This is a genomic window from Flavobacterium pygoscelis (genome assembly GCF_023162025.1).
GTDB lineage: Bacteria > Bacteroidota > Bacteroidia > Flavobacteriales > Flavobacteriaceae > Flavobacterium > Flavobacterium pygoscelis.
Genome location: NZ_JALNUB010000004.1, coordinates 339,071 through 355,829, shown reverse-complemented (window position 1 = coordinate 355,829; position 16,759 = coordinate 339,071). Strand labels below are relative to the sequence as shown.

Below are 16,759 nucleotides of genomic sequence, written 5' to 3'. Positions count from 1 at the left end.
AATTTTAACTTTCAAACTTTTGACTATAATAAAAATCAATTTTTAATTGCAAATAAATCAATAGTAAAAACTATGATCAATAATAGAAATAACAATAATAAAGACAAGAATCCTGTAAAAAGATTCAATAAAATTTCGATAGGATTAGCTTCGCCAGAATCTATCTTGAAAGAGTCAAGAGGAGAGGTTTTAAAGCCAGAAACTATCAACTACAGAACGCACAAACCAGAGCGTGATGGACTTTTCTGTGAGCGTATTTTCGGACCTGTAAAGGATTTTGAATGTGCTTGTGGTAAATATAAAAGAATTCGTTACAAAGGGATCATCTGTGACCGTTGTGGTGTTGAAGTTACTGAGAAAAAAGTACGTAGGGATAGAGTAGGTCACATCAACCTTGTTGTGCCAATTGCTCATATCTGGTATTTCCGTTCTCTTCCTAATAAAATTGGTTATATTCTTGGACTTCCATCTAAGAAATTAGATATGATCATCTACTACGAAAGATATGTAGTAATTCAAGCAGGTATTGCTAAAAATGCAGAAGGGGAATCAGTTCAAAGATTAGACTTCCTTACAGAAGAAGAATATTTGAACATTCTTGATACTCTTCCTGCTGACAACCAATATTTGGATGATTTTGATCCTAATAAATTTGTTGCTAAAATGGGAGCAGAGTGTATTATGGACTTATTGGCTAGAATTGATTTAGATCAATTGTCTTACCAATTAAGACATAATGCAAACAATGAGACGTCTAAACAACGTAAAACGGAAGCATTAAAAAGATTACAAGTAGTTGAATCTTTCCGTGAGTCTAACTTGAACCGTGAGAATCGTCCAGAATGGATGATTATGAAAGTGGTACCAGTTATTCCACCAGAATTACGTCCACTTGTGCCACTTGATGGAGGTCGTTTTGCAACTTCGGATTTAAATGACTTATACCGTCGTGTAATTATACGTAACAACCGTTTGAAAAGATTAATGGAGATTAAAGCTCCAGAAGTGATCTTAAGAAACGAAAAACGTATGTTGCAAGAATCTGTAGATTCACTTTTCGATAATACACGTAAAGCATCTGCAGTAAAAACAGAATCAAACAGACCATTAAAATCATTATCTGATTCCCTTAAAGGTAAGCAAGGACGTTTCCGTCAAAACTTACTTGGTAAACGTGTGGATTATTCTGCTCGTTCGGTAATTGTTGTTGGACCTGAATTAAAATTATCTGAATGTGGTATCCCTAAAGATATGGCAGCAGAATTATACAAACCTTTCGTTATCCGTAAATTGATAGAAAGAGGAATTGTAAAAACTGTAAAATCAGCTAAAAAAATAATAGATAAGAAAGAGCCAGTAGTTTGGGATATTCTTGAAAATGTAATTAAAGGTCACCCAATATTACTGAATCGTGCTCCTACTTTGCACAGATTAGGTATTCAAGCATTCCAACCAAAATTAATTGAAGGAAAAGCAATCCAATTGCACCCTTTAGTTTGTACTGCATTTAATGCGGATTTTGATGGGGATCAAATGGCAGTTCACTTGCCTTTAGGACCAGAAGCTATTTTGGAAGCACAACTATTAATGTTGGGTTCTCACAATATTCTGAATCCTGCAAATGGAGCGCCTATTACAGTACCTTCTCAGGATATGGTTTTGGGTCTATATTATATGACCAAAGAACGTTTGTCAACTCCTGAAAAGAAAATTTTAGGGGAAGGAATCACTTTCTATTCTGCTGAAGAAGTAAATATTGCTTTGAATGAAGGAAGATTAGAATTGAATGCTTCAGTTAAAATTAGAGCAAAACACTTTAATGAAGCTGGTGATTTAGTGTACCAAATCATTCAAACAACTGCTGGGCGTGTATTATTTAATGAAGTAGTGCCGGAAGCAGCTGGATATATCAATGATGTATTGACTAAGAAAAACTTAAGAGATATTATTGGTCACGTTTTAAGTTCTACTGATGTGCCTACAACTGCAGCTTTCTTGGATAACATGAAAGACATGGGGTATAAATTTGCCTTCAAAGGTGGTTTGTCATTCTCATTAGGTGATATTAGAATTCCAGATCAAAAACCAAAATTGATTGCTGACGCTAGAGAACAAGTTCAAGGTATTTCTATGAACTATAACATGGGTCTTATTACCAATAACGAACGTTACAACCAAGTTATTGATGTATGGACTTCAGCGAATGCTCAATTAACAGAGTTAGCAATGAAAAACATTAGAGAAGACCAACAAGGTTTCAACTCAGTGTATATGATGCTTGATTCTGGGGCAAGGGGATCTAAAGAACAAATTCGTCAGTTAACTGGTATGCGTGGATTGATGGCTAAGCCTAAAAAATCGACTGCTGGTGGTGGAGAAATTATTGAAAACCCGATTCTTTCTAACTTTAAGGAAGGACTTTCGATCCTTGAGTACTTTATCTCTACTCACGGTGCTCGTAAAGGACTTGCGGATACGGCGTTGAAAACAGCGGATGCTGGTTACTTGACTCGTAGATTGCATGATGTATCTCAAGATGTTATTGTTAATATCGATGATTGTGGTACTCTTAGAGGTGTTGAAGTTTCAGCATTGAAGAAAAATGAAGAAATAGTTGAGTCATTAGGAGAAAGAATATTAGGTCGTGTAGTATTACAAGACTTAGTTAATCCTTTAAATAATGAAATATTAATTCATTCTGGTGAGCAAATCACAGAAGTTATAATGAAAGCAATTGACGCTTCTCCAATCGAGAAAGTTGAAGTTCGTTCACCATTAACTTGTGAAGCTACAAAAGGTATTTGTGCTAAATGTTACGGTAGAAACTTAGCTACTGGAAAAATGACACAAAGAGGAGAAGCAGTTGGTGTAATTGCAGCTCAATCTATTGGAGAACCAGGAACACAGTTAACACTTCGTACTTTCCACGTTGGAGGGGTTGCGGGAGGTATTTCTGAAGAATCTAGTATTGTTGTTAAATTTGCTGGTAGACTTGAAATCGAAGATTTGAAAACGGTTAAAGGAGAAGACAGTGAAGGTAATGCAGTTGATATTGTAGTTTCTCGTTCTACTGAATTGAAATTAATTGATGAGAAAACAGGTATTTTATTAAGTACTAATAATATCCCTTACGGTTCAAGTATTTTTGTGAAAGACGGTCAGTCTGTAGCAAAAGGAGATGTAATATGTAAATGGGATCCATATAATGGAGTTATTGTTTCTGAGTTTACTGGTAAAATTGCTTACGAAGATTTAGAGCAAGGTCAATCATTCATGGTTGAAATTGATGAGCAAACTGGTTTCCAAGAAAAAGTAATTTCTGAATCAAGAGCTAATAAATTAATACCAACTTTATTGGTTTACGGTAAAGATGGTGAATTGATTCGTTCTTACAACTTACCAGTTGGAGCCCACTTAATGGTTGATAACGGTGAGAAAATTAAAGCAGGTAAGGTATTGGTAAAAATCCCTCGTCGTTCTTCTAAATCAGGAGATATTACAGGAGGTTTACCTAGAATTACAGAGTTGTTAGAGGCTCGTAATCCTTCTAATCCAGCTGTAGTTTCTGAGATTGATGGTGTTGTTTCTTTTGGAAAAATCAAAAGAGGTAACCGTGAGGTTGTTATCGAATCTAAATTCGGAGATATTAGAAAATACTTGGTTAAATTATCAAGCCAAATTCTAGTTCAAGAAAATGACTTCGTAAGAGCTGGTGTGCCATTGTCTGATGGAGCTATTACTCCAGATGATATTTTAAGAATTCAAGGACCAGCAGCTGTTCAACAGTATTTGGTTAATGAAATTCAAGAAGTATACCGTCTACAAGGAGTAAAAATCAACGACAAACACTTTGAAGTAGTAATACGTCAAATGATGCGTAAAGTTAGAGTTCAGGATCCAGGTGATACTTTATTCTTAGAAGACCAATTGATTCACACTAAAGATTTCATCGTTCAAAACGATAAATTATATGGTATGAAAGTGGTTGAAGATGCTGGAGATTCTAGTGCGCTTAAAGAAGGACAAATAATTACGCCTCGTGATTTGCGTGATGAAAACTCTCTATTGAAACGTACAGATAAAAATCTTGTTGTAGCTCGTGATGTTGTTACTGCAACTGCAACACCAGTATTACAAGGTATTACCAGAGCTTCGCTTCAAACGAAATCATTTATTTCTGCTGCATCGTTCCAGGAAACTACTAAAGTATTGAATGAAGCTGCTGTTGCAGGTAAAATCGATTACTTAGAAGGATTGAAAGAAAATGTTATTGTTGGACATAGAATCCCTGCCGGAACTGGTATGAGAGAATATGATAATACTATTGTAGGTTCTAAAGAAGATTACAATGATATGATGGCTAATAAAGAGGAATATATTTACTAAGATATGAGTAATTCTAATCAACAACAAGAGCAAATTAATATTGAGTTAGACGAAAAAACAGCTGAAGGAATTTATTCTAATTTGGCTATTATCAATCACTCTTCATCTGAATTTGTTTTAGATTTTGTAAGTATCATGCCTGGTATACCTAAAGCTAAGGTAAAATCAAGAATTGTCTTGACACCACAACATGCTAAAAGATTATTTAAAGCAATTGGGGAAAATATCCATCGATTTGAAGTAGCTCATGGCGAAATCAAAGAAACGGAACAAGTTCCAATTCCGCTTAATTTTGGTCCCGCGGGACAAGCATAATATTTTAAAAGGCTTTCACTTCGGTGAAAGCCTTTTTGTTTTAAAGCTATTTTTTAATTTTTTTTGTTTTAAACGTGTATGATTTAACTATCAAAGACACATTCCGTTTTAAGGTACCAATAACTGAATTATAAGTTTTATTGTTCTCTGGTCGTTTAAAAGTAAGTTACACCAAAAAAATCTTAATCTCTTTCGCAATAGTGTCTAAGAAGCTAAAAGTTGCTTTTTATAAATTAAAAAATTAGTGATTTTAACCTTGTTTTGTTTTTGATAATTTAATTTTAAATAGGAATATGTCCTTTAAACGAGTATTCAGGTGGTTTGTCGGAATTATTTTTTGCTATCTCTTTAATGCTATACTTTCGCACTCGAAATAAGATAGCGATTAACATATCATTTAAAAACAGATTTACATGCAATACTCTTCTTTAAAAATAAATAAAAAAACCATTTTTACAGGTCTTATGTTATTCGTTTTTATGTTAATAAGTAGTACTTCTGTTTCAGCTCAAACTGAAAATGATTTCCTTGTAGATGCATCAGTTACTATTTCTCCTTCAACTAAAAAAGAAAATGTTTCTACAGTTTCCTCTTCAAATAGCATGAACTTTGTTTTGTGGTTTATGGGGTCTAAACAAGATCCAAAAAGTTCTATTTCGACAGAAGGGAACAATACTAAAAAACAAGTGATTATTTCCGGAACAGCACCTAATCGTTTATTGATCAAAGCTTTTTTAAAAAAAGCAGTAGATTTGGATAGTATGATTGCTTAATTGAAATCATTTTAAAACATAAAAAAAAACGCTAATTTTTAAATTAGCGTTTTTTTTATGTTATAAATATAGAATTATTATTATTCGAATTCTGATGTAAAGAATAACTTAACATTTGGATATTTGTTTTGAGTCATTTGAATCGTAAAATCTGAATCTGCAAGGAATACGAGTTGTCCATATTTATCGTGCGCCAAGAATTTTTGCTTAATACGTCTAAATTCTTTAAACTCATCGCTTTTAAGATCGTTTGGTTTTACCCAACACGCTTTGTGAACAGGAAAATTTTCATACGTACATTTAGCGCCATATTCATGCTCTAAACGATATTGAATAACTTCGTATTGTAGTGCTCCAACAGTTCCAATGATCTTTCTGTTGTTCATTTCTAGCGTAAATAACTGCGCAACACCTTCGTCCATTAACTGATCAACCCCTTTGTCCAATTGTTTAGCTTTCATTGGATCAGCGTTGTTGATGTATCTAAAGTGTTCCGGTGAGAAACTTGGAATTCCTTTGAAACTCATGATTTCTCCTTCAGTCAATGTATCTCCAATTTTGAAGTTTCCAGTGTCATGTAAACCTACAATATCACCCGGATAAGAAATATCTACAATTTCTTTTTTCTCAGCAAAAAAAGCATTTGGACTAGAGAATTTTAAATTTTTCTTCTGGCGTACGTGATAATACGGTTTGTTTCTTTCAAAAGTTCCAGAAACAATTTTTATGAAAGCCAATCGGTCTCTGTGTTTAGGATCCATATTAGCATGGATTTTAAATACAAAACCGGTCATTTTTTCTTCTTTTGGATCAACCAATCGCGTTTCTGAATCTTTTGGTCTTGGTGAAGGAGCAATTTGAACAAAGCAGTCCAATAATTCTCTTACTCCAAAATTATTTAAAGCAGAACCAAAAAATACGGGTTGTAATTTACCATCTAGATATTCCTGACGATCAAATTTTGGATATACTTCGTCAATTAATCCTATTTCTTCTCTAAGTGTATTGGCTGGTTTTTGACCTATTATTTTTTCTAATTCAGGACTTTGTACATCTGAAAAAGCGATCGTTTCTTCGATGTTTTTTCTGCTGTCTCCACTAAATAAATTAATGTTTTGCTCCCAAAGATTATAAATACCTTGAAAATCGTAACCCATTCCTATCGGGAAACTCAAAGGGGTAACCCTTAAACCTAGTTTTTGTTCAACTTCGTCCATTAAGTCAAAAGCATCTTTTCCTTCTCGGTCTAATTTGTTGATGAACACGATAATTGGAATTTTTCGCATCCTACAAACAGCTACTAATTTTTCTGTTTGCTCTTCCACACCCTTAGCTACGTCAATTACTACAATAACACTGTCAACAGCAGTTAATGTTCTAAAAGTATCCTCGGCAAAATCCTTGTGTCCTGGAGTATCCAGAATGTTTATTTTTTTGTCCTTATAATTGAATGCTAAGACAGAGGTGGAAACTGAAATACCTCTTTGGCGTTCAATCTCCATAAAGTCACTCGTTGCACCTTTTTTTATCTTATTATTTTTTACAGCACCAGCTTCTTGAATAGCACCACCAAAAAGTAGTAATTTTTCCGTAAGTGTTGTTTTTCCTGCATCAGGATGTGAGATAATCCCGAAAGTTCTTCTGCGTTGTATTTCTTCTAAAAAGCCCATATTTATATAAATAGGGTGCAAAAGTACTATTTATAAATGCCAATTAAAAAAATACTATCCTTTAATTACTCTGTTGGATTTTCAAAATTTAATGCAAGATTAATAATTGACTTATTTAATATTATTTTTAATATCTTTTTTTTAATTTATTTCAATTAATCAAGATGTTTTTATGCAGTCTTAATTATTGAACTAATCTTTTTTTAAATAAATGCTACAGTATTTTAGGGTGATTTTTGCTGTTTTATTATAAGCAATCTAAAGAGTTTGAGTAATGAAAAAAATGCGATATAATTTTTTGTTAATACTACTTAGGAAACTTGTATTATCTAATTGAATTACTATTTTTGTTTGTTTTAAAATTTGAAAATGTCTATTGTATTATGTACTTTATAAACTTGATTCTTAAAACTGTATATTTGCCGAAAATATTTAGTTCTTTATAAAAACTAATAATAGCACACTTTATTCCCTTTTAATATTAAATTATACCAATGCCAATAAATAAAACACCAATGAAATTCATTAATAATAGATTTGCACTTGCCTTTTTTCTCTTAGTTTTTACAAGTTTCGTTACAAGTGCTCAAGAGATTATTAAAGATTCTGTGGTTTCCTCTCCAATAATTAAAAAGCAATCAACAGGAAAGCTTAAAATAGATGGCATTATTGCAACAGTTGGTGATTATATCATTTTAGATTCAGATATTGACAAGTCATTTCTAGAAATTTCAGCTCAAGGCGGATCTGTGAAAGACATCACAAGATGTCAAATGTTAGGGAAGTTATTAGAGGATAAATTATATGCTCATCAGGCTGTTCAGGATAGTATTGTTGTTACAGATTCTGAGGTTAAAGGTATGATGGAAGATAGATTACGTTATATGGTTGAGCAAATCGGATCTATGGAAAAAGTAGTTCAATATTATAAAAAAGATTCTGAAGAAGAATTCAGAAGCTACTTTTCTGACATCTTAAAAGAAGGTAGGTTAACTTCTGAAATGCAAAAGAAAATTGTAGATGCAGTAGAAATTACTCCAGAAGAAGTACGTAATTACTTCAAAACAATTCCTAAAAATGATTTGCCATTCTTTGGTGTAGAATTAGAAGTAGCACAAATTGTTGTTACTCCAAAGGTTTCGGCTGAAGATAAGCAAAAAGTTATTGACCGTTTAAATGGTTTCAAAAAAGAAATAGAAGAAGGGTCGAGTTTTTCTACAAAAGCAGTTTTATATTCTCAAGATCCTGGATCTAGAGCAACAGGAGGATATTATAAAATGAATCGTAGGACACCATTTGTAAAAGAATTTAAAGATGTTGCTTTTAGTTTGGCCGAGGGTGAGATTTCTGCTCCTTTTGAAACTGATTTTGGTTTTCATATTATATATGTAGAGAAGATTAAAGGACAAGAGATAGAATTAAGACATATTTTATTAGCTCCTGTTGCTACCGAAGCTTCTTTGGCGGAGGCTAAAGAGAAAATTACTTTGATTAAAAAGAGAATTGAAGATAAAGAAATTACATTCGCTGAAGCGGCGAGAACTTTATCTGATGAGAAAGAAACAAGAGCTAATGGTGGTGCACTTATTAATCCTAAAACACAAGATACTCGTTTTGAATTGACAAAAATGGATCCTGTTTTTTATAGTCAAGTTTCTAATTTGAAAACCAATCAAATTTCTGAACCAATTTTAGATCAAACTGAAGAAGGTAAGAAAAAATTTAAATTGATTACTGTAACTAATAGAATTGATGAGCATGCAGCAGATTATGCTAAAGATTATATTAAAATAAAAGATTTAGCATTAAAAAGTAAACAAATAACTGCTATAGGTAAATGGTTTGATGAAAAAATTAAAGAAACCTATATTAAAATTATTGGTGAATACAGAGACTGTGATTTTACCAATAATTGGCTAAAAAAATAATTGGATCTTACTTCATAGAAGTAACAAGAGCTTAAATAATTTTTCGTTAAATAAATAAAAAGAGTTAGTTTTATGTTTTCATAATGCTAACTCTTTTTAATTTTAAATACTTAATAAATGTCAGACGTCGTTGCAATACAAAACTTAGTTCAAAAGAGAAATGAATTAAAAAATGAAATAGCAAAAGTAATTGTAGGCCAAGATTTAGTAGTAGATCAAATTTTGCTTTGCATTTTTTCTGGAGGCCATGCTTTGTTGGTGGGTGTTCCTGGATTGGCAAAAACATTAATGGTAAATACGCTGGCTCAAGCCTTAGGTTTAGATTTTAAAAGAATTCAATTTACGCCAGATTTAATGCCTTCTGATATTTTAGGGAGTGAAATTTTAGACGAAAACAGGAATTTTAAATTTATAAAAGGGCCTATTTTTTCAAATATAGTTTTAGCAGACGAAATTAACAGAACACCTCCTAAGACTCAAGCGGCTTTACTTGAGGCAATGCAAGAACGCTCTGTTACTATTGCGGGAGAAAATTACAAGTTAGATTTGCCTTATTTTGTTCTAGCTACTCAAAATCCTATCGAGCAAGAAGGAACTTACCCTTTGCCTGAAGCGCAACTGGATCGATTTATGTTTGCTATAAAATTAGAATACCCTTCATTTGAAGAAGAAGTTTTAGTAGTAAAGCGTACAACTTCGGATGTTAAAACTACTATAAATGCATTATTTACGGCAAAGGAAATAATTGATTTTCAGCATTTAATTCGCCGAATCCCAGTAGCTGATAATGTAATTGAATATGCTGTTGCGTTGGTAAGTAAAACTAGACCTGATAATCCGCTTTCAAATGAGTTTGTTAAAAACTATTTAGATTGGGGTGCGGGTCCGCGAGCTTCACAAAATTTAATCTTGGCTGCTAAAGCAAATGCTGCTTTTAATGGTAAGTTTTCTCCAGATATAGAGGACGTTAAAGCTGTTGCAACTGGAATTTTGCGTCATCGTATTATTAAAAATTACAAAGCAGATGCAGAGGGGATAACCGAAGAAATGATTATTGCTAAATTGATGTAATCAGTAAGTAGCAATAATCTATTATTTGTGTATCATTAAAGCTTAAACTTTCTAATTTCAAATTAGGATTATTTTGTTGATTTTTTTTATATGTCATGATAATAATCATATTTGGTTTGTGATTGTAATCATACTTTTGCGTATAATTTATTCACAAAATATACTTTAATATGAGCCAGAACAATGTGATTTTTACAAGACCAATTCCAATTGATAAAGAGGTTTCTTGGGATAAAACCCAAACAATTATGAGTAAGACAGATTCTAAAGGAATTATAGAATATGCCAATGAAGTTTTTGTTGATGTTAGTGGATACGAGGATTACGAATTAATGTCTCAACCTCATAGTATGATAAGGCATCCAGATATGCCTAGAGTTATTTTTAAAGTACTTTGGGATAATTTAAAAGCAGGGAAGAATTTTTATGCGGTTGTTAAAAACTTAGCTAAATCTGGAAGATACTATTGGGTAGTAACTGACTTTGAAATTTCTAAAGACTCTAATGGAGAGATTACTCATTATTTTGGAAGAAGAAAAGCTGTTCCTCAAGAAGTAATTAGTAAGCACATTGAGCCCTTGTATAAAAGATTGTTGCAAATTGAGCAAGCGAGTGGAATGGAAGCGAGTGAACGTTACTTAATTGGTTTTTTAGAAGAGAAAAAAAGAACCTATGTAGAGTTTGTAGAGGAATGCATTTTAGATTATGAAAAAACTCAGAATTCTTTAAAAAGAGAAGAATTAGAGGTAGAAGAAGACTCTGGTAATAGAGGCTTTTTCTCAAGATTGTTTGGAAGGTAGATTTATATTAAATAAACAAAAATAAAAAACTGGAATTGTATTTTAATAAAATGCAATTCCAGTTTTTTATTTATAAATTTTTTAAAGTGTCAAGCTAAAATACTACTATTACAGATAGTAAAAGAGATTAGTAAATTCAATGATAATATTATAATTTAAAACAATTATTTTGATTTTTTCGCAACTTTATACAATGAATTTGGCTATTTAATAATAATAATTTTTGGAAAGATGTGTTTTATTAAATTCTTTCTAATATCATATGAAATAACTAAATTTGCATAACAATAAAAAAAACCTAACTATTTGGTTTTTTATTTTGAGTCAATCAGAATAATCTGCCTTTAACATTGAAATACTGCTATTATGAACATTTATAACGATTATCTCAAAGAAATCGAAGAAAGAAAAGCTCAGGGTCTTCATCCTAAGCCAATTGATGGTTCTGAATTGCTAAGCGCAATCATTGCACAAATTAAAGAAATAGATAATGCCAATAGAGAAGAGTCTCTTAAGTTCTTTATTTATAATGTAGTGCCTGGAACTACTCCTGCTGCTGCTGTAAAAGCGGTATTTCTAAAGGAAATTATTTTAGGAACAGCAGTCGTTAAAGAAATTACTCCTGTTTTTGCTTTTGAGTTATTATCTCATATGAAAGGTGGTCCTTCTATAGAGGTTTTGCTAGATTTAGCTTTAGGGAATGATGCTGCTATTGCAAATGATGCTGCGGAAGTTCTTAAAACACAATTTTTCTTATACGAAGCAGATACAAATCGTTTAGAAGTAGCTTTCAAAGAAGGAAATGCTATTGCTGCAGCAATTTTAGAAAGTTATGCTAAAGCGGAATTTTTTACTAAACTTCCAGAAGTAGTTGAAGAAATTAAAGTAGTTACTTACATAGCTGGTGAGGGAGATATCTCAACAGATTTACTTTCTCCAGGAAATCAAGCGCACTCAAGATCGGATCGAGAATTGCACGGGAAATGTTTAATTTCTCCTGAAGCTCAAGATGAAATCAGAGTTTTACAAATGCAGCATCCAGATAAAAGTGTGATGTTAATTGCTGAAAAAGGAACTATGGGTGTGGGTTCTTCAAGGATGTCGGGTGTAAATAACGTGGCACTTTGGACAGGAAAACAAGCAAGTCCTTATGTTCCATTTATTAATGTTGCTCCTATTGTTGCAGGAACAAATGGAATTTCTCCTATTTTCCTAACCACTGTTGATGTTACGGGCGGTATTGGTTTGGATCTTAAAAACTGGGTTAAAAAACTAGATGAAAACGGCAATGCAATTCGTAATGAAAATGGTGATGTTATTTTAGAGGAAGCCTATTCTGTTGCTACCGGAACAGTACTTACTATTAATACAAAAACTAAGAAATTATACAATGGCGATCAAGAATTAATCGATATTTCTAAGGCGTTTACTCCTCAGAAAATGGAGTTTATAAAAGCGGGTGGTTCGTATGCAATTGTATTTGGAAAAAAACTGCAAACTTTTGCATCAAAGGTTTTAGGTATTGGTATTGTGCCAGTATTTGCACCATCGAAAGAAGTTACTATTGAAGAGCAGGGTCTTACGGCTGTAGAAAAAATATTTAATAAAAATGCAGTTGGAAATACTCCGGGTAAAGTTTTACACGCTGGTTCTGATGTTCGTGTTACTGTAAATATTGTAGGTTCGCAAGACACCACTGGTTTGATGACTTCTCAGGAATTAGAGTCTATGGCTGCTACAGTTATTTCTCCAATCGTTGACGGTGCTTACCAATCAGGTTGTCATACTGCTTCCGTTTGGGATAATAAATCGAAAGCAAATATTCCTCGATTAATGAAATTTATGAATGACTTCGGTTTGATTACTGCACGTGATCCAAAAGGAGTTTATCCTGCAATGACCGATGTTATACATAAGGTTTTAAATGATATTACTGTAGATGAGTGGGCAATTATCATTGGTGGTGACTCTCATACAAGAATGTCCAAAGGGGTTGCTTTTGGTGCAGATTCAGGAACAGTTGCATTGGCACTGGCTACTGGTGAAGCTTCAATGCCAATTCCGGAATCTGTAAAAGTTACTTTCAAAGGAGAAATGAAAACTTACATGGATTTCCGTGATGTGGTTCATGCTACACAATCTCAAATGCTTAAAACTTTTGGTGGAGAGAATGTTTTCCAAGGAAGAATTATTGAAGTTCATTTAGGTACTTTGACTGCAGATCAAGCCTTTACTTTTACAGACTGGACTGCAGAAATGAAAGCGAAAGCTTCTATTTGTATTTCTGAAGATGATACTTTGATTCAATCACTTGCAATTGCAAGAGGTAGAATTCAAATCATGATCGATAAAGGGATGGATAATGAAAAACAAGTCCTTCAAGGATTGATCAATATAGCAAATAACAGAATCGAGGAAATTAAATCAGGTGTAAAACCAGCTTTAGTACCGGATGCAAATGCTAAATATTATGCTGAAGTTGTTATTGATTTAGATATAGTCAATGAGCCAATGATTGCAGATCCAGACGTTAACAATGCTGACGTTTCTAAAAGATACACGCACGATACCATTAGACCGTTGTCTTTTTATGGTGGAGTGAAAAAAGTAGATCTTGGATTTGTTGGATCTTGCATGGTACATAAAGGTGATATGAAAATTTTGGCTCAAATGCTTAAGAATATTGACGAACAATATGGTAAAGTTGAGTTTAAAGCACCATTAGTTGTAGCGCCTCCTACTTATAATATTGTAGATGAGCTTAAAGCTGAAGGAGATTGGGATATTTTACAAAAATATTCTGGTTTTGAATTCAATGATAATGCTCCAAAAGGTGTTGCTCGTACTTCATATGAAAAGATGTTATATTTAGAACGTCCTGGTTGTAACCTTTGTATGGGTAACCAAGAAAAAGCAGCAAAAGGAGATACTGTAATGGCAACTTCTACACGTCTTTTTCAAGGAAGAGTTGTTGAGGATAGTGAAGGTAAAAAAGGGGAGTCGTTACTTTCATCAACTCCTGTAGTAGTGCTTTCGACTATTTTAGGTAGAACACCTACAATAGATGAATATAAAACGGCAGTAAAAGGAATTAATTTAACTCAATTTGCACCTTCTTATAAATTGTTAGTTAAATAATATTCTATATTTTATATATTATTTAAAAGCCTGATTTAATTCAGGCTTTTTTTGTTTTTACACTTTGCTAAAATGCAAATTCATTTTGATTATTCTTTATCTTGATTATTTGTGATTAAATAACATTCAGTAGTTTAACTTTTTGTTTAGAAATATTCAGACTCCTAACTTTTGTGAGCTATACTATTTTTTTGTAACTTGTAGTGTTTAAAAAATGAATAATAATTATACCTATATACTATGGCTTTTGATATTGAAATGATTAAAAAAGTGTATGATAACATGACAAGTCGTGTTGACGAAGCACGAAAAATAGTTGGTCGTCCACTTACTTTAACTGAGAAAATTTTGTACAATCACCTTTGGGAAGGAAAACCTACTCAGGCTTTTACGCGAGGGACTGATTATGTTGACTTTGCTCCGGATAGAGTCGCTTGTCAAGATGCAACTGCACAAATGGCATTATTGCAATTTATGCACGCTGGAAAACCCAAAGTAGCAGTTCCTACTACGGTACATTGCGACCACTTAATTCAAGCAAAAGTAGGAGCAGAGAAAGATTTGGCTAGAGCCAAAACACAAAGTAATGAAGTTTTTGATTTCTTATCATCAGTTTCTAATAAATATGGTATCGGTTTTTGGAAGCCAGGAGCTGGAATTATTCACCAAGTAGTTCTTGAAAATTATGCTTTCCCAGGCGGAATGATGATTGGTACCGATTCTCACACGGTTAATGCAGGTGGTTTAGGAATGGTTGCCATTGGTGTTGGTGGAGCTGATGCAGTAGATGTTATGTCAGGAATGGCTTGGGAATTAAAATTTCCTAAATTAATTGGAGTAAAATTAACTGGTAAACTATCCGGTTGGACTGCACCAAAAGATGTTATTTTAAAAGTAGCTGGTATTCTGACTGTAAAAGGAGGAACTGGTGCTATTGTTGAATATTTTGGTGAAGGAGCGATAGCAATGTCTTGTACTGGTAAAGGTACCATTTGTAATATGGGTGCTGAAATTGGAGCTACCACTTCAACCTTTGGTTACGATGATTCGATGGGGCGTTATTTACGTGCGACTAATAGAGCTGATGTTGCCGATGCTGCAGACAAAATTGCTCCTTATTTAACTGGTGATCCTGAAGTTTATGCCGAGCCAGAGAAATATTTTGACCAAGTAATCGAGATTAATTTATCTGAATTAGAGCCTCATTTAAATGGTCCATTTACTCCTGATTTAGCCACTCCAATCTCTAAAATGAAAGAAGAAGCTATTAAAAATGATTGGCCATTGCAAATTCAAGTTGGCTTAATTGGTTCTTGTACTAACTCTTCTTACGAAGATATTTCACGTGCAGCTTCTTTAGCACGACAAGTTGCAGATAAAAAGTTAAAAACAAAAGCGCAGTTTACTATAAATCCAGGTTCTGAAACTATTCGTTACACAATCGAACGTGACGGATTTATTGATACTTTCGAGAAAATTGGTGCTACTGTTTTTGCAAATGCATGCGGACCTTGCATCGGAATGTGGGATAGAGAAGGAGCAGAGAAAGAAGAAAGAAATACAATTGTGCATTCTTTTAACCGTAATTTCTCAAAAAGAGCGGATGGTAATCCAAATACATTAGCTTTTGTAGGGTCTCCAGAATTAGTTACTGCTATGGCAATTGCAGGAGATTTAGGGTTTAATCCTTTGACAGATACTTTAATTAACGAAGATGGTGAAGAAGTGCGTTTAGAAGAACCAACTGGAGATGAGTTGCCACCTAACGGATTTGATGTGGTTGATCCTGGTTTTCAAGCACCAGCTCACGATGGTTCGAATATAGTAGTTTCTGTAAATCCAGATTCAGAACGTTTACAGTTATTGGCTCCATTTGCACCTTGGGATGGAAAAAACATTACAGGGGCTAAATTGCTTATCAAAGCTTTTGGAAAATGTACAACAGATCATATTTCTATGGCTGGACCGTGGTTGCGTTTCCGTGGACATTTAGATAATATTTCGAATAATATGTTGATTGGTGCTATTAACGCCTTCAATCAAAAACCAAATACAGTTAAGAATCAGTTAACAGGTATTTATGATACTGTTCCTTCGGTAGCACGTTCTTATAAAGCGGCTGGAGTTCCTTCAGTAGTTGTGGGAGATCATAATTATGGTGAAGGTTCCTCTCGTGAACATGCTGCTATGGAACCTCGTTTTCTTGGTGTTAAAGCGGTTTTGGTTAAGTCTTTTGCTCGAATTCACGAAACAAACCTTAAAAAACAAGGAATGTTAGGATTGACTTTTGCCAACGAAGCTGATTATGATAAAATTCAGGAAGATGACACTATAAATTTCTTAGATTTACTAGAATTTGCTCCAGAAAAACAATTAACATTAGAATTTGTCCATGCTGATGGAACAACAGATGTTATAATGGCAAATCATACCTATAATGAAGGACAAATTGGTTGGTTTGTTGCTGGTTCGGCACTAAATTTAATTGCAGCTGAAGCATAATTTAAAAAATCTTAAATTGATCTTTTAAAAAAAAAATATTATTACAATATAAAGTGTTTAGGACTTGGTTTGTTGTTTTTTAAAAACTGCAAATTAAGTACTAAACATTTTTTTTACATTTAATTTTGAATTTTTTTCACATTATTTTTAAAAGGTTTTGACTCATTTTCTTTTTC

The 16,759-nt window shown here is 33.1% G+C and carries 9 protein-coding genes; 8 read left to right on the top strand and 1 reads right to left on the bottom strand.

The genetic code is table 11. The features are described 5' to 3' along the window. Nucleotides 1-72 precede the first annotated feature (72 nt). The 3 genes from rpoC to MW871_RS08240 all read left to right on the top strand — a co-directional run bounded on the left by rpoC (nt 73) and on the right by MW871_RS08240 (nt 5,474). Complete coding sequence (rpoC, locus tag MW871_RS08250) at nt 73-4,386, top strand: DNA-directed RNA polymerase subunit beta' (protein ID WP_188049615.1); 4,314 nt, start codon at nt 73-75, stop codon at nt 4,384-4,386. Between the two features lie 3 nt (nt 4,387-4,389). Then, complete coding sequence (locus tag MW871_RS08245) at nt 4,390-4,701, top strand: DUF3467 domain-containing protein (protein ID WP_188049616.1); 312 nt, start codon at nt 4,390-4,392, stop codon at nt 4,699-4,701. A gap of 413 nt (nt 4,702-5,114) precedes the next feature. Continuing rightward, nucleotides 5,115-5,474: a hypothetical protein gene (locus MW871_RS08240; protein WP_210644249.1), complete on the top strand. Its 360-nt coding sequence runs from the start codon at nt 5,115-5,117 to the stop codon at nt 5,472-5,474. A gap of 80 nt (nt 5,475-5,554) precedes the next feature. Here the strand turns inward: MW871_RS08240 and MW871_RS08235 are convergent, their stop codons facing one another. Then, nucleotides 5,555-7,144 carry a peptide chain release factor 3 gene (locus MW871_RS08235; RefSeq protein ID WP_188049618.1) on the bottom strand — a complete coding sequence of 530 codons (1,590 nt, stop codon included), beginning with the start codon at nt 7,142-7,144 and terminating at the stop codon, nt 5,555-5,557. Between the two features lie 515 nt (nt 7,145-7,659). Between MW871_RS08235 and MW871_RS08230 the strand changes: the two genes are divergently transcribed. From MW871_RS08230 to MW871_RS08210, 5 genes are all read left to right on the top strand, one after another. Then, nucleotides 7,660-9,072: a peptidylprolyl isomerase gene (locus MW871_RS08230; RefSeq protein WP_427854634.1), complete on the top strand. Its 1,413-nt coding sequence runs from the start codon at nt 7,660-7,662 to the stop codon at nt 9,070-9,072. Nucleotides 9,073-9,189: 117 nt separating this feature from the next. Further along, the gene (locus tag MW871_RS08225; RefSeq protein ID WP_210644245.1) at nt 9,190-10,143 is read left to right on the top strand and encodes an AAA family ATPase; all 954 of its coding nucleotides are present in this window, start codon (nt 9,190-9,192) and stop codon (nt 10,141-10,143) included. A 170-nt stretch (nt 10,144-10,313) separates the two neighbouring features. Further along, a complete protein-coding gene (locus tag MW871_RS08220; protein WP_188049621.1) occupies nt 10,314-10,943 on the top strand; it encodes a PAS domain-containing protein in 630 nt (209 codons plus the stop codon). Between the two features lie 366 nt (nt 10,944-11,309). After that, entirely contained in the window at nt 11,310-14,081 is a 2,772-nt protein-coding gene (locus MW871_RS08215) for a bifunctional aconitate hydratase 2/2-methylisocitrate dehydratase (RefSeq protein WP_248428215.1), read from the top strand. Between the two features lie 240 nt (nt 14,082-14,321). Beyond that, nucleotides 14,322-16,583, top strand: a complete 2,262-nt coding sequence (locus MW871_RS08210; RefSeq protein ID WP_248428214.1) for an aconitate hydratase — start codon at nt 14,322-14,324, stop codon at nt 16,581-16,583. The last annotated feature ends 176 nt before the right edge of the window (nt 16,584-16,759 follow it).

What these genes read in the sequence shown, in the direction of transcription:
- MW871_RS08210 (WP_248428214.1), top strand. Translation starts at nt 14,322, where the DNA reads ATGGCTTTTGATATTGAAATGATTAAAAAAGTGTATGATAACATGACA.
- MW871_RS08220 (WP_188049621.1), top strand. Translation starts at nt 10,314, where the DNA reads ATGAGCCAGAACAATGTGATTTTTACAAGACCAATTCCAATTGATAAA.
- MW871_RS08235 (WP_188049618.1), bottom strand. Translation starts at nt 7,144, where the DNA reads ATGGGCTTTTTAGAAGAAATACAACGCAGAAGAACTTTCGGGATTATC.
- MW871_RS08240 (WP_210644249.1), top strand. Translation starts at nt 5,115, where the DNA reads ATGCAATACTCTTCTTTAAAAATAAATAAAAAAACCATTTTTACAGGT.
- MW871_RS08225 (WP_210644245.1), top strand. Translation starts at nt 9,190, where the DNA reads ATGTCAGACGTCGTTGCAATACAAAACTTAGTTCAAAAGAGAAATGAA.
- MW871_RS08215 (WP_248428215.1), top strand. Translation starts at nt 11,310, where the DNA reads ATGAACATTTATAACGATTATCTCAAAGAAATCGAAGAAAGAAAAGCT.
- rpoC (WP_188049615.1), top strand. Translation starts at nt 73, where the DNA reads ATGATCAATAATAGAAATAACAATAATAAAGACAAGAATCCTGTAAAA.
- MW871_RS08230 (WP_427854634.1), top strand. Translation starts at nt 7,660, where the DNA reads ATGAAATTCATTAATAATAGATTTGCACTTGCCTTTTTTCTCTTAGTT.
- MW871_RS08245 (WP_188049616.1), top strand. Translation starts at nt 4,390, where the DNA reads ATGAGTAATTCTAATCAACAACAAGAGCAAATTAATATTGAGTTAGAC.